The sequence below is a fragment of the Micrococcus luteus genome, from assembly GCF_022664405.1.
In the GTDB taxonomy this organism is placed as follows: Bacteria; Actinomycetota; Actinomycetes; order Actinomycetales; family Micrococcaceae; genus Micrococcus; species Micrococcus luteus.
The window spans coordinates 24304-37439 of record NZ_JAKRLB010000016.1 but is presented as its reverse complement, the minus strand read 5'-3'; the positions used below and the strand labels follow the sequence as shown (position 1 = coordinate 37439).

The 13136-nt window shown below is 72.5% G+C and carries 10 protein-coding genes, 1 tRNA gene and 1 pseudogene; 4 read left to right on the top strand and 8 right to left on the bottom strand.

What is annotated here, in order from left to right:
* Nucleotides 1-13 precede the first annotated feature (13 nt).
* Both MF605_RS08365 and MF605_RS08360 read right to left on the bottom strand, forming a co-directional pair.
* The gene (locus MF605_RS08365) at nt 14-1459 is read right to left on the bottom strand and encodes a DUF2079 domain-containing protein (RefSeq protein ID WP_134417057.1); all 1446 of its coding nucleotides are present in this window, start codon (nt 1457-1459) and stop codon (nt 14-16) included.
* A gap of 115 nt (nt 1460-1574) precedes the next feature.
* Nucleotides 1575-1648: transfer RNA gene (locus tag MF605_RS08360), tRNA-Arg, on the bottom strand.
* A 198-nt stretch (nt 1649-1846) separates the two neighbouring features.
* Between MF605_RS08360 and MF605_RS08355 the strand changes: the two genes are divergently transcribed.
* Together MF605_RS08355 and ettA are read left to right on the top strand one after the other, a co-directional pair.
* Nucleotides 1847-2398, top strand: coding sequence for a single-stranded DNA-binding protein (locus MF605_RS08355; RefSeq protein WP_036381125.1), 552 nt, complete (start codon nt 1847-1849; stop codon nt 2396-2398).
* Nucleotides 2399-2496: 98 nt separating this feature from the next.
* Nucleotides 2497-4179, top strand: coding sequence for an energy-dependent translational throttle protein EttA (ettA, locus tag MF605_RS08350; protein WP_036341629.1), 1683 nt, complete (start codon nt 2497-2499; stop codon nt 4177-4179).
* Nucleotides 4180-4365: 186 nt separating this feature from the next.
* Here ettA and MF605_RS08345 read toward each other — a convergent pair whose 3' ends face one another.
* The gene (locus tag MF605_RS08345; protein WP_036341631.1) at nt 4366-5385 is read right to left on the bottom strand and encodes an acyl-CoA thioesterase; all 1020 of its coding nucleotides are present in this window, start codon (nt 5383-5385) and stop codon (nt 4366-4368) included.
* Nucleotides 5386-5463: 78 nt separating this feature from the next.
* On the opposite strand from MF605_RS08345, the gene MF605_RS08340 reads away from it, so the two are divergent.
* Nucleotides 5464-6174: a DUF8185 domain-containing protein gene (locus tag MF605_RS08340; protein WP_036341633.1), complete on the top strand. Its 711-nt coding sequence runs from the start codon at nt 5464-5466 to the stop codon at nt 6172-6174.
* A 40-nt stretch (nt 6175-6214) separates the two neighbouring features.
* Here the strand turns inward: MF605_RS08340 and MF605_RS08335 are convergent, their stop codons facing one another.
* From MF605_RS08335 to MF605_RS08315, 5 genes and pseudogenes are all read right to left on the bottom strand, one after another.
* Entirely contained in the window at nt 6215-6688 is a 474-nt protein-coding gene (locus MF605_RS08335; protein ID WP_167754995.1) for a globin, read from the bottom strand.
* Between the two features lie 168 nt (nt 6689-6856).
* Nucleotides 6857-7288: pseudogene (locus MF605_RS08330) on the bottom strand (OsmC family protein); the annotation flags it as partial.
* Nucleotides 7289-7298: 10 nt separating this feature from the next.
* A complete protein-coding gene (locus MF605_RS08325) occupies nt 7299-8309 on the bottom strand; it encodes an IS481 family transposase (RefSeq protein ID WP_134417056.1) in 1011 nt (336 codons plus the stop codon).
* A gap of 230 nt (nt 8310-8539) precedes the next feature.
* On the bottom strand, nt 8540-11161 hold the full coding sequence (gene pepN / locus MF605_RS08320; protein ID WP_205810576.1) for an aminopeptidase N: 2622 nt from the start codon (nt 11159-11161) through the stop codon (nt 8540-8542).
* Between the two features lie 156 nt (nt 11162-11317).
* Complete coding sequence (locus tag MF605_RS08315) at nt 11318-12097, bottom strand: IclR family transcriptional regulator (RefSeq protein WP_159228114.1); 780 nt, start codon at nt 12095-12097, stop codon at nt 11318-11320.
* A gap of 174 nt (nt 12098-12271) precedes the next feature.
* Here MF605_RS08315 and MF605_RS08310 point away from each other — a divergent pair, with 174 nt between their 5' ends.
* Complete coding sequence (locus MF605_RS08310; protein ID WP_159228113.1) at nt 12272-13126, top strand: alpha/beta fold hydrolase; 855 nt, start codon at nt 12272-12274, stop codon at nt 13124-13126.
* Nucleotides 13127-13136 lie beyond the last annotated feature (10 nt).

The window sequence follows — 13136 nt, the reverse complement described above, 5'->3', positions numbered from 1 at the left end:
CGTGGGGTTCCGCTCAGCGGTGCTCGAGGTACGTCGTGCAGGTGGGCGAGACCGCGCGGTCCGGGTGGTGCAGGACGACGACGTCGCCCGCGGACCAGACCCGCTCGAAGCCGAGCCGCTCGGCGCGGGCCAGCGCCTGCCCCGGGGTGAGGGGGTCCCAGCCGCCGAGCTCGGGCACCGAGGTGTCCACGATCATCCACGTGGCCAGCTCGTCGCCGATGTCCCCGTGCAGCCCGACGTGGGTGCGGGCCGTCAGGTGCGGCACGGCGTTGTCGGCGGCCTCGACGCACACCCCGTCCGGGATCAGCCCGACCGCGTGGTCGAGGTCGCGGGCGTGCTGCGTCATCGTCATGTCGCCGGCGATCGTGCGGTGCAGCGGGTACACCTGCGGGAAGAACGCGGTGCCGATCAGACCGGCGGCCAGTGCCGCGGAGACGAGGACGGCGGGCAGCCGGCGCAGCGTGTCCCGGCGTCCGGCCAGCCGGTGGGCCGCCTCGAGCGCGGCCATGAGCAGCAGCGGGGCGAGGATCGCGTCGTACTGGTACACGGGGGCCCACACGTTGAGGCGGTCGTTGAACAGCCGCGAGAGCAGGATCGGCAGGGCCATCAGCGTGAGCGGGCTCAGGACCGGCAGGAACAGCAGCGGGACGAAGTGCAGGAGCCAGAGGGCCACCTTCAGCGGGTGGTCGAACAGCACCGCGACGGCGTTCCACGGCTGGGTCAGCAGGAACAGGACCGAACTGCGCATGTCCGGGCCCAGGGCGGTGAACTGCCAGTAGCCGAACGCGCCGGTGGGGGAGTAGTGGGGGATCACCACGGACGTGGCGAACCAGTAGCCGAGCACGCCCAGCACGGCGGTGACCGCGGCCTGCGGCCAGAAGCGACGGATCGCCATCACCAGGGCCACGGCCAGCAGGGTCACGCCCATGTCCTCTCGGACCGTGAGCAGCAGCGCCGCCAGGCCGGTGGCGAGCCACGCCCGCTGCCCGTCCAGGGCCCACACGAGCCAGGCGAGGATCGGCACGCCGAGGGTGACCTCGTGGAAGTCCCAGTTCACCATCGCCTGGAAGGGCCAGGAGAGCAGCAGGGCGGCGACGGCGGCCAGGGCCACCCCGTGTCCCGCGCGACGACGGGCGAACAGGTACACCGGCACGGCGGACGCGGCGAGGGCCAGCGCCATGACCACGCCGAGCATGCGGGGGTCCGGCCATACCCAGTAGAAGGGCGCCAGCAGCGCGAGGATCGGGTGGAAGTGGTCGCCGAGGATGTGGAAGTCCACGCCCTTGACGGAGCTGAGGGGGGCGTTGAACAGCGCGTACTGCCGCACCACCTGGTCGAAGATGCCCAGGTCGTAGCCCTTGGCCTCGTAGGTGGCGTACCGGAGGAAGGAGTGCGTCACGTACAGGGCCGCGGCCGCGACGAGCAGGGCGGCCAGCTGGACGCCCTCGCGACGGGTCACACGGACCTCGGGGACGGCGGGTCGCGGGGCGCGGAGCCAGGAGCGCAGACGGTCCAGGACGGTCTCCTTCGGGCGGTCGTCGGGCGTGCTCGGACGGCTCCGCCCCTGGTCTGGGTGCCCCAGGAGGGATTCGAACCCCCGACCGGCGGATTAGAAGGCCGCTGCTCTGTCCAGCTGAGCTACTGGGGCTGGGCCGTGTCAGTCTAACGGCCGCCGGCCGCGGCGCCGTCGGCTCCTGCACAGTCGCCCGGGGACCTCCGCGCGTCCCCAGACCGGCCCCGATCCTGCCGGGGTGCCCCGCGGTGGGGTTGTCTGGCCATGGCGGATCAGCCGATGCGCCGACGACCCGCCCCGGCGCCCACCGGGGCCCAGCCCAGGAGGCACACCATGCAGGACCTCATCACCGTGCGCGGCTTCGTGGCCACGGACCCCGCCACCCGCCACACCGCATCGGGGGCCGCCGTGACCGGCTTCCGCCTGGCCACCACCGAGCGGCGCTTCGACCGCGAGACCGCTGAGTGGGTGGACGCCCACACCAACTGGTACAGCATCTCGGCGTTCGGCCAGCTCGGCTCGAACACCGCCCAGTCCGTGAAGAAGGGCAACCCCGTGATCGTCACCGGTCGACTCCGGGTCCGCGACTGGTCCTCGGGCGAGCGCTCCGGCACGTCCGTGGACGTGGTGGCGGACGCCGTCGGGCTGGACCTGGGCTTCGGCTCGGCGGCGTTCCAGCGCAGCCAGCGCGCGGCCGTGCCGCGCCCCGAGTCGGCCCCGCGCGACGACGACGCGTCGGGCGGGCGGGCCGGCGCGGTCGGCGACGGGTTCAGCGCGGGCCTGCCGGACGGGTTCCAGGGTGGCGACGCCCCGGCCTCGCCCGGCCCGGACGAGTCGGACGCGGGCGCCCCCGGGCGCGAGCCGGCGGCGGCCGGCGTCGCCTGACCACGGGGCGGCACGGAGCACGGAGGGGGAGCGGGCTCGGTGGTCGCGGGATCGGCACGATGAGTGGAATCCCGCGGCCACCGACTAGCCTGGGCCGCATGGCGGAATTCATCTACACGATGGTCAAGGCCCGCAAGAAGGTGGGCGACAAACTGATCCTGGACGACGTCACCATGTCGTTCTACCCCGGGGCGAAGATCGGCATGGTCGGCCCCAACGGCGCCGGCAAGTCGACGATCCTGAAGATCATGGCCGGGCTGGACGAGCCCTCGAACGGCGAGGCGCGGCTCTCTCCCGGCTACTCGGTGGGCATCCTGATGCAGGAGCCCAAGCTGGACGAGTCCAAGACGGTGCTCGAGAACGTCCAGGAGGGCGTCGGCGAGATCTACGGCAAGATCCAGCGCTACAACCAGATCTCCGAGGAGATGGCGAACCCGGACGCGGACTTCGACGCCCTCATGGAGGAGATGGGCGAGCTGCAGTCCGCCATCGACGCCGCGGACGCGTGGGACATCGACTCCCAGCTCGAGCAGGCGATGGACGCCCTGCGCACGCCCCCGGGGGACGAGCCGGTCACGAACCTCTCCGGCGGCGAGAAGCGGCGCGTCGCACTGTGCAAGCTGCTGCTGGAGAAGCCCGACCTGCTCCTGCTCGACGAGCCCACCAACCACCTGGACGCCGAGTCCGTGCTGTGGCTCGAGCAGCACCTGGCCTCCTACCCGGGCGCCGTCATCGCCGTCACCCACGACCGGTACTTCCTCGACCACGTCGCGGAGTGGATCGCGGAGGTCGACCGCGGCCGCCTCTACCCGTACGAGGGCAACTACTCCACCTACCTGGAGACCAAGCGTGCCCGCCTCGAGGTGCAGGGCAAGAAGGACGCCAAGCTCGCCAAGCGCCTGGCCGAGGAGCTCGACTGGGTCCGCTCCAACACGAAGGGCCGTCAGGCGAAGTCCAAGGCCCGCCTGGCCCGCTACGAGGAGATGGCGGCCGAGGCCGAGAAGACCCGCAAGCTGGACTTCGAGGAGATCCAGATCCCGCCGGGCCCGCGGCTGGGCACCGTCGTGATCGAGGCCAAGGACCTGAAGAAGGGCTTCGGGGACCGCGTCCTCATCGACGGCCTGTCCTTCTCCCTGCCCCGCAACGGCATCGTCGGCGTGATCGGCCCGAACGGCGTCGGCAAGACCACCCTGTTCAAGACCATCGTCGGCCTCGAGCCCCTGGACGGCGGTGAGCTGAAGATCGGCGAGACCGTGAAGATCTCGTACGTGGACCAGTCCCGCTCCAACATCGACCCCGAGAAGTCGCTGTGGGAGGTCGTCTCGGACGGCCTGGACTACATCAAGGTCGGCAACGTCGAGATGCCCTCGCGCGCCTACGTGTCCGCGTTCGGCTTCAAGGGCCCGGACCAGCAGAAGAAGGCCGGCGTGCTCTCCGGCGGTGAGCGCAACCGCCTGAACCTGGCCCTGACCCTCAAGGAGGGCGGCAACCTGCTGCTCCTCGACGAGCCCACCAACGACCTCGACGTGGAGACCCTGACCTCCCTCGAGAACGCGCTGCTCGAGTTCCCGGGCTGCGCCGTCGTCGTCTCGCACGACCGCTGGTTCCTGGACCGCGTGGCCACCCACATGCTGGCCTACGAGGGCACCGCGGAGGACCCGGCCAACTGGTACTGGTACGAGGGCAACTTCGAGTCCTACGAGGCCAACAAGGTCGATCGGCTCGGCCCCGAGGCCGCCCGCCCGCACCGGATGACGCACCGCAAGCTCACGCGCGACTGAGCCGACGCGCCCCCGGGCGCCGCGCCGACGACGGCCCGCCGCGATCACGTGATCGCGACGGGCCGTCGTCGTGTCGGGGCGGGGTCCACGTCGACCACGACGAACGGTGCGCGCGGCGCGGACGGCGAGCCGCCTCACCCATGGCAGGGCCCGATCGGCAGTCTCACCCCCTGCGAACCCGCCGGGTCAGCGCCGCCAGCTGCGGCGCAGCACCGTCCGCAGGGCCATGCGCTGGGCCGCGCCCCGGGCCCGTGCCCGCCGGGCGGCGGCCCCCTCGGGCAGGCGGATCATGCCCTCCTGGGCGACCGTGGCCACGAGCGTCCCGTCCTCGGTGAACACGGCGCCCGTGCCGAGGCCGCGCGCGCCCTGGGCGCTGGGGGAGTCCTGGACGTAGAGCAGCCACTGGTCGACGCGGGCGGGCCGGTGGAACCACATCGCGTGGTCGAGGGAGGCCACGGACATGCCGGGCTGGATCCAGGCGACGCCGTGCTGCCGCAGGATCGGCTCGAGGAGCGTGTAGTCCGAGGCGTAGGTGAGCGCCGCCAGGTGCAGCGCGGGGTCGTCCGCCAGGGGCGTGAAGGTCTTCATCCACACCATGTTGCAGTTCTCGGTCTCCGCGGCCGGCTCCACATAGATGGCCGGGGTGACATGGCGGATGTCGAACGGCCGGGACCAGGCCCACTCCTGGGCCACGGGGTGGTTGATGGCGCCCAGCACGTCCGCCGTCGTGGGCAGGTCCTCGGGCCGGGGCACTCCCTCCGGCATGGCCACCTGGTGGTCCAGCGCGCTGCCGGCGGGCTCCTGGAAGGAGCAGGTCAGGGCGAGGATGGCCTTCTCGTTCTGGGAGGCCAGCACCCGGCGGACGGAGAAGGAGCGGCCGTCCCGCAGCGTCTCGACGGTGAACGTGATGGGCTGCAGCGCGTCCCCGGGGCGGATGAAGTAGCCGTGGAGCGAGTGGGCGGAACGGGCGGCCGGCACCGTGCGGGAGGCGGCCGCCAGCGCCTGGGCGAGCACCTGGCCGCCGAACACCCGGCCGTGCGTCTGCCGGGGGGTCGTGCCCGTGAAGCGGACCTGACCCGTCACCGGGTCCGGCGCGGCCGGCGTCAGCTCCAGGATCCCCCGCAGCGTTTCGGTGGGGTCCTTCGGGGCCGAGGCCGGGCGGACCGGTGCGTGACCGGGGCGGGGACGGGGATGGCGCTGCGGCACGAACGGCTCTCCTTCGACATGGATGGACCCGCGACGGCGGGGCGGCCCGGGACGCGACGGACCTGGGACAATGCTTGCATGACCGAGCACCCCGCCGCCGCCCCCGTCCTCCGCTTCGTCGACGACCGCGCTGTGCGGGACCTCGAGCAGCTGGCCAGCCGCGCCCGGCGCGTCGCCGACACGGGCATGCGTTTGCACGTCGTGCCTGAGGCGGGGCGCTCCCGCACCCCGATGCTCGCCCAGTGGGTCTCCGTGCTGCAGCCGGCCGGGCTCGGAGACGGGGTGCCCGTCGTCCTGGGGCTGCGCACCGTGCCCCTGGCGACCGCCCACGGCGTGGCGGACCTGGACGCCGTCGTCGCCCTGGGCTCCGTCACCGAGCGCACCGCGCGGATGCGCGGCCAGGACCCCGTCGACCTGGCATTCGCCGTGCCGCCGGGCCGCGAGCACGTCACCTGGACCGCGCTGACCCCGCCCCGCGGCGGCTGGACGCCCGTGGCCGAGGTCGCCGATGAGGAGCTGGCCGAGGTGGCCACGCGCGGCGCCGACGCCGTGCGGGACGCCCTGCCCGAGAACCCGGGGGAGGCGCTGGTCCGCAGGGTCCGGGCGCAGATGTGGGGACCCCTGCTCGGGGGCGAGGCGCTGCAGTTCCCGGCCGGCATGGCCTTCGGCGCGCACGCGCTGGGCTTCCTGCGGCCCGGCGGCCGCGCCCGGCTCAGCACGGCGGGGCCGTGGACGCGCCTGGACACCCCCGGCGGCTTCGTGCTGGGCCGCCCCGCCATGGCGGTGTGAGCCCGCGCCCGGCGCGTCGAAATCGCAGCCGGGCGGCCGGTCAGGCCGAGTTCTGCAGGGAGTGGGCGGCCCGCTCCAGATAGTCCCAGAGTTCGGCCTCGTGCAGCGGGGACAGGCCCAGCGTGTCGACGGCGGCGCGCATGTGCCGCAGCCATGCGTCGCGCGCGGCCGGGTCGATCCGGTACGGGGCGTGGCGCATGCGCAGGCGGGGGTGGCCGCGCTCCTCGGAGTACGTCCGCGGTCCGCCCCAGTACTGCTCCAGGAACATGAGCAGCCGACGCTGGGCGCCCTCGAAGTCGTCCTGCGGATACATCGGGGCGAGGATCTCGTCCTCACGCACGCGGGCGTAGAACTCGGCGGTCAACCGGTCGAACGTCGGGCGGCCGCCGACGGCGTCGTAGAAGCTGGTGGCCTGACCGGGCGCGGCCGGGGCTGCCGGGGTCGCGCCGGCGGGGCCCGCCGTGGCGTCGCGGGCGCGCACCTGGTCCACCGGGGCGGGGGTGCCCTCGTGCATCACCGGCTCGACCTCGGTGGGCCGCTCCGCCAGGCCCGTCACACGGGACGGGCCCTTGGCGACGCGCGGCCGCAGCACCGCCAGGGGGGCGCCCAGGCGCGCGGAGTGGTCCGGCAGCGTCGGCGTGCCGGTGGGCGGGGCCTCGGGGCGGGCCGGCTCGACGGCGACCGGGGCCGAGAGCGAGTTCGCGATGAAGCACAGCCGGTGCGCCTCGGCGTGGAGGGCCTCGGCCCGCTCCCGGTCGGCCTCGTCCTGCAGCGTGACCTCGGGCCGCAGCGTGATCGCGGTGAACCGACCGGCGCCGTCGCCGTCCACCTCGAGCTCGCCCTCGACCCCGCACGTCATCCCCGTGACCACGACCCCGGAGGTCGCCGCGACATGGAGGTACGAGAGCACGTGACACTCGGCGAGCGCGCCGAGCAGGAGGGTCTCCGGGTTCCACTTCGAGTCATCGCCGCGGAAGGGGCGGGCGGCCGAGGCCTGGATCTCGCCGACAGCGGCGTCCTGGATCACCACGGAGCGGTCGTAGTCGCGGACGCCGGAGGTGCCCGAGCCGCGGTCGCCCGTCCACTCGGTGCGCAGGGAGAAGGTGTGCTTCATGGGTTCCAGCCTAGCTGTAAGAGGTCATGACGTTGTTGACTCGGGCCGGGGCCAACGAGGCCGGTGGAGCATCTCCGCAGGAGGTATGCGGCCGATGGTAGTTGTAGTGGTTCACCCACACTGCCAACGCCTCACGCCGGGCCGTCTCTGAGGTATACGGGCGGGCGTAGAGGACCTCATCGACCATCAGCCGGTTGTAGCGTTCGACCTTCCCGTTATGGCGGGGCGTGTAGGGCCGGATCCGGTGGTGCCGGCCCCCGAGCGAGACCACCTTCGCGGTGAAGTCCACGGCCCGGTAGTTGTTGCCGTTGTCCGTGATCACCCTGTCGATCCGGATGCCGTGGGCGGCGAAGAACGCCCGCGCCCGGCAGAAGAAGCTCACGGTCGTAGCTGCCCGCTCATCGGGCAAGGCTTCGGTGTAGGCCAGGCGGGTGAACCCGTCGATCGCCGAGTGCAGGTAGGTGTAGCCGACCCGTCGGCCAGGCCCGCGCTTGGCTGCTCGCGCGTTCTCGGAGTCCCGTCCGTGCGCACGCCAGCCGCCCCCGTCAGGGATGCGCCCGATCTTCTTCACGTCCAGGTGCACCATGTGCCCTGGCCCTCTCGCGGTGATCCTCCGGGCCGGCTGCCGGCGGAGGTCTTCTCCGGCTGGGGTCAGGTCCCGTAGGCGGGAGATCCCGGCCCGGTGCAGCCACCGTCCCACGGTGCGCAGGCACAGCTGGTGGCCCTCGGAGACGAGGTGGTGATGGATGCGCCGTGCGGACCACTTGCGCTCCCGCCGCAGGGCGTGGATCTGGGCGACCAGGACCGGATCGAGCTGGGCAGGTGAACGGTGCGGCCGGCTGGGCAGGTCCTGAAGGCCGGCTTCTCCCTGGGCGCGGTAGCGGGCGACCCAGGTGGCCACCGTGGGCCGGCTGACGCGGAACTCGGCGGCCACGTGTGCCTGCGGGATCCCGTCGTGCAGGTGGCGGTGGACCATCCTGAGTCGGCCAGTCGGGGTCAGGGGTGCGTTAGCGTGAGTCATGAGTGGGTCTTTTCGGGCAGGTGGGTTGTTGAGGAACTTCCATCCTGCGGGGCGGGGCCCACTCGTCTCATCTCAGCCGGCGCCTCGTGGCAAGAACCTCATGACCCACAACACCTAGCCAGCCCGCGCCCCGACAGCGGCCGGGGAGGTGCTGGAGGGCATCTTCCGTGGAATACCCACCAGCAGCACCGCCCCGCAAGCGCCGGCAGAGGCGTCAGCCGCCGTCCGGCTCAGGCCCCGGCGTGGACCTGATGCACGTGCGCCGTCGCGTGCTCGCGCGCGGCCAGGGCGCGGACGGTCTCGTCCCGGCCCTCGGCGAGGACGCGGGACAGCCCCGCGCGGGTGCCGGCCAGCCGCTCGGACAGGGCGGTGGCGCGGTCGGCGATCTCCCGGGTGACCTGGGCGGTCGGGTAGCCCAGCGTCGCGGCGGTCTCGGCCATCTCGTGAGAACGGGAGTCCCACATCGCCTCGACGCCTTCGAAATAGGAGTCCGCGAAGGGCGCGATCAGCGCGGCGTCGTGGACCCGCGCGAACCCGATCAGGGCCTGGCGCTGCTCCGTGTTGGACGGCTCGCCGGCCATCACTCGGTCCCAGGCCGCGCGCTTGGCCTCGGCCGTCGGCACGGCGGCCCGGGCCTGGATCGCGGCGAGCGCGCCCGTGGCGGTCGCGTCGGCGCGCTCGGCCTCGGCGATCTCGGCCTCCCCGGCACGGCCGGCCGCCACCAGCGCAGTGAGCAGCTCCCAGCGCAGGTCCGTGGTGAGGTCCAGCCCGGGCACGGTGCGGGTGCCGTCCACGAGGGCCGCCAGGCGGTCCAGCTGCGCCGTGGTGCGCGCGTGCAGGGCGAACGCCTTGACGAACTGCAGCTGGTTGTCCGAGCCGTCCTCGGCCTCCGCGACGAGGCCCCACAGACGGTCGGCCGCCGCGACCCGCACGGCCTCGGCCTGGTCCTCGGGCAGGTACAGGCCGATCGCCGTCGCGAGCTGGCGCAGCAGCGTCTGCACCACGGACGAGTCCCGCTCGTGGCCGACGTTGGCCAGGACGAGGTCGACGAACCAGGCGGCGGAGGCCTCGCCGTCGCGCACGGTGTCCCAGGCCGCCCCCCACAGCAGCGTGCGCGCCAGCGAGCCGTCCACGTCCTTCAGGCGGGTGGACGCGGCCTCCCACGAGGCGTCGTCGAGGCGCAGCTTGGCGTAGGCCAGGTCGTCGTCGTTGGGCAGGATCACGGCGGGACGACGGCGGCCGACGGCCTCGGCGACCTCGGTCACCTCACCGGCCACGTCGAGTTCGAAGCGCTCGGTGCGGGTCAGGCGGCCGGTGGCCTCGTCCACGTCGTAGAAGCCCACAGCCAGGCGGTGGGGGCGGAGCACGTCGTCGCCAGGCGCCGACGGCGAGCCGTCCGGGGCGCTCTGGCGCAGGCGCAGCGCGGTGATGGTGCCGGCCTCATCCGTCTCCACCTCCGTGCGCAGCGTGTTCACGCCCGAGGTCTCGAGCCACACGCGGGTCCACTCGGACAGATCGCGGCCGGAAGCCGCCTCGAGCTCGGACATGAGGTCCGGCAGCTCGGTGTTGCCCCACGCGTGCTGGGCGATGTACGCGCGGACGCCGGCCATGAAGTTCTCCTGGCCCACCCAGGCCACGAGCTGGCGCAGCACGGAGGCGCCCTTGGCGTAGGTGATGCCGTCGAAGTTGACGAGCACATCGTCGAGGTCGCGGATCCGGGCCTTGATGGGGTGCGTGGACGAGAGCTGATCCTGGCGGTAGGCCCAGTTCTTCTCCATGGAGGAGAAGGTGGTCCAGGCGCTGGTGTACTGCGTGTTCTCGGCGGCGGCGAGCGTGGACATGAACTCGGCGAAGGACTCGTTGAGCCACAGGTCGTTCCACCAGCGCATGGTCACGAGGTCGCCGAACCACATGTGGGCCAGCTCGTGGAGGATGGTGATGGCGCGGCGCTCGATCAGCGCCTCCGGCACGGTCCCGCGGAAGACGTACGACTCGAGGAAGGTCACACAGCCGGCGTTCTCCATCGCGCCGGCGTTGAACTCGGGCACGAACAGCTGGTCGTACTTCTCGAACGGGTAGGCGTGGCCGTACTGGGCCTCGAAGAACTCGAAGCCCTGGCGGGTGAGCTCGAAGACGTTCTCCGCGTCCAGGTGCTCCACCAGTGACGCGCGGCAGTAGACGCCGAGGGGGATCGTGCGGCCGTCCGCGCTGGTCAGCTCCGAATGCACGGAGGCGTACGGGCCGGCGACGAGCGCGGTGATGTAGGAGGAGATGCGCGGGGTGGGGGTGAACTCCCAGACCGCGGCGTCCACGCCCTGCAGGTTCTCCTCGTTCGCCACGACGCCGAGGGTGCGGCGGGAGTCCTCCGGCTGGTTGGACACCACAGCCCAGTGTGCCGGCGCGGTCACGGTGAAGCGGAACGCGGCCTTGAGGTCGGGCTGCTCGAACACCGCGAACATGCGGCGGGAATCGGGCACCTCGAACTGGGTGTAGAGATAGACCTCCTGGTCCACGGGGTCCACGAACCGGTGCAGGCCCTCGCCGGTGTTGCTGTAGTCCCCGAGCCCGTCGACCACGAGGGTGTTCTGCGCCGCCAGCGGGCCGATCCGCAGTCGGGCGCCGTCGAAGTCCGCCACGTCCAGCGCCTCGCCGTTGAGGGTCACCGTGGGAGCCTGCCCGGCCACGAAGTCGATCCACGTGTGGGTGCCCACCGCGTCCTGCGTGGCCGCGAACGTCACGGTGGTGGCCGTGTGGAAGTGCTCTGCGCCGCGGGTGAGGTCCAGGCTCACCTCGTACGCGTCCACGGTGAGGGCGGCCGCGCGCGCGGCGGCCTCTTCGCGGGTGATGTTCATGGCGGCGGCGGTGGTCACGGTCGGACTCCTCCTGGGGTCGGGCGGATGCGGCACGGCCGGGCGCCTGTGATGGGGGCCATGGCACGGTGCTCCCCAGTGTGCCACCTGGCCCGAGCGTCGTGAGCGGCGCGTCTCGGGGCGGGCCGGTCGACCTGCTCAGCCCCCGATCTCGGCCAGTCGGGTCGCCGCCGCACGCAGCACCTCAGCCACCTCGGGCACGCGTCCGGGTGGCATCCGCTGCTCGGCCGCCGAGGCCGTGAGGGACACCTGGGGGATGCCTCCCGTCCGCGCCGGAACGCCACAGGCGACTCCGGCCACCCCGGGCACGACCGGCACACCGCCGCACCACCCCTGCTCGTCCATCTGACGCAGCAGGGTGTCCAGCAGGTCGTGCAGGGCCCCGTCATCCGTCAGGTTCCAGCGGCGGGGAGGCCGGGCGACGACCGCGTCCACTTCCGCTCGCCGGCGCTCGGGCGGCAGGGAGGCCAGGAGCGCGATGCCGGCGTACCCGGCGGCAAGCCGTTTGACCTCGCCGACCTCCACGGTGAAGACGCGCACAGGGGAGTCGCCGTCGCATCGCAGGAGGTAGGCCACTCCGCCCGCAACCCGTGCCGCCAGGTAGACCGTGTCCCCCAGCTCGTCCGCGGCGGCCTGGACCACGGCCCGGCTGCCCTCGCGTTCGATCAGGCACCGCGGCGTCACCGGTTCGAATCCGACCGGGCCCCACCGATCACCGAGTGCATAGGCGGCTCCGCGCCGGGTCACGGCACCCTCCTCCGCCAGGTCGGCCAGCAGTCGATGGGCGGTGGGCTGGGGCAGGCCCGTCCGCTGGACGAGCTGGCTCAGCCGCAGGCCGGCGGGTCCGGCCTCGTGCAGCAGGCGCATCACGAGGGCGGCGCGGGGCAGGACGCCGGTGGGTGGGGTCAGAGGGGTCACCGGTCCATCGTGCCGCAGCTCCGGCGTCGGAGCCAGTTCCATCTGATGGACTCAATGATTGCCGCCCCTGCTTGCATTATGAGAAATGAACACGCCATGCTGGGACATGTAGGGTGCGTCGCATCGCGGGTGTCGGGTCCAATAGTCCACATATTGGTTTCCAGGAGGAGCCCCATGCCACTGACCGCATCGACCGTCACGCGCACCGTCAGCGTGGACGGTGCTTCCGTCACCTGCCACGACTCGGTGACGCCCGGGGAGCTCGACCGGCCTCTCGTGCTGGTCCACGGCACGGGCGGGACGACCGCCTCGCACTTCGGCCACCTGTTCCCGATGATGGCCACGCGGACGCGCGTCATCGCCGTCGACTGGGCGCCGACGGCCGACCCCGCCGCAGACCTGACCGTCGACCTGCTGGTCGGCCAGGTGCGGGCCGCCGTCGACGAGCTCCTCGGCTCCGACGCCGCCTTCGACCTGCTGGGCTACTCGCTCGGCGCCGTCGTCGCCGGGCAGCTGGCCGCCGATCTCGGTCGCCGCGTGGAGAACCTCGTGCTCGTGGCCGGCTGGGCGACGACGGATGTCCACCAGCGCCTGCGCAACGAGGTCTGGCGGCACCTGTATGACACGAGCCCTGATGCCCTGGCGCGTTACACGGCCTTCTGCGGCCTGTCCCCGCTGGCCCTGCGCTCCCTGACCCCGGCCATGCTCGACGGAGCACTCGCCTCCCTGACCGCGGACGAGTTCACCGCTCGGCAGATGGACCTGAATGCCCGCGTGGACGTCGCCGACCGTCTCTCCGCCGTCACCGCGCGGACACTGATCGTCTCCTGTGCCGAGGACGTCATGGTCCCGCCCCATCACCAGTACGAGCTGCTCGGCATCATCGACGACGCGCGGCTGACGACCATGACGAGCGGCCACGCCTTCTTCCTCGAGCGCCCGGCCGAACTCATGCAGATCGTCGACCTGCACCTGCGCGAGCCCGACCGCCACCCGGCCGGCGCGATCATCCCCGAGACCCACGCCTGAGAGAGGGGCC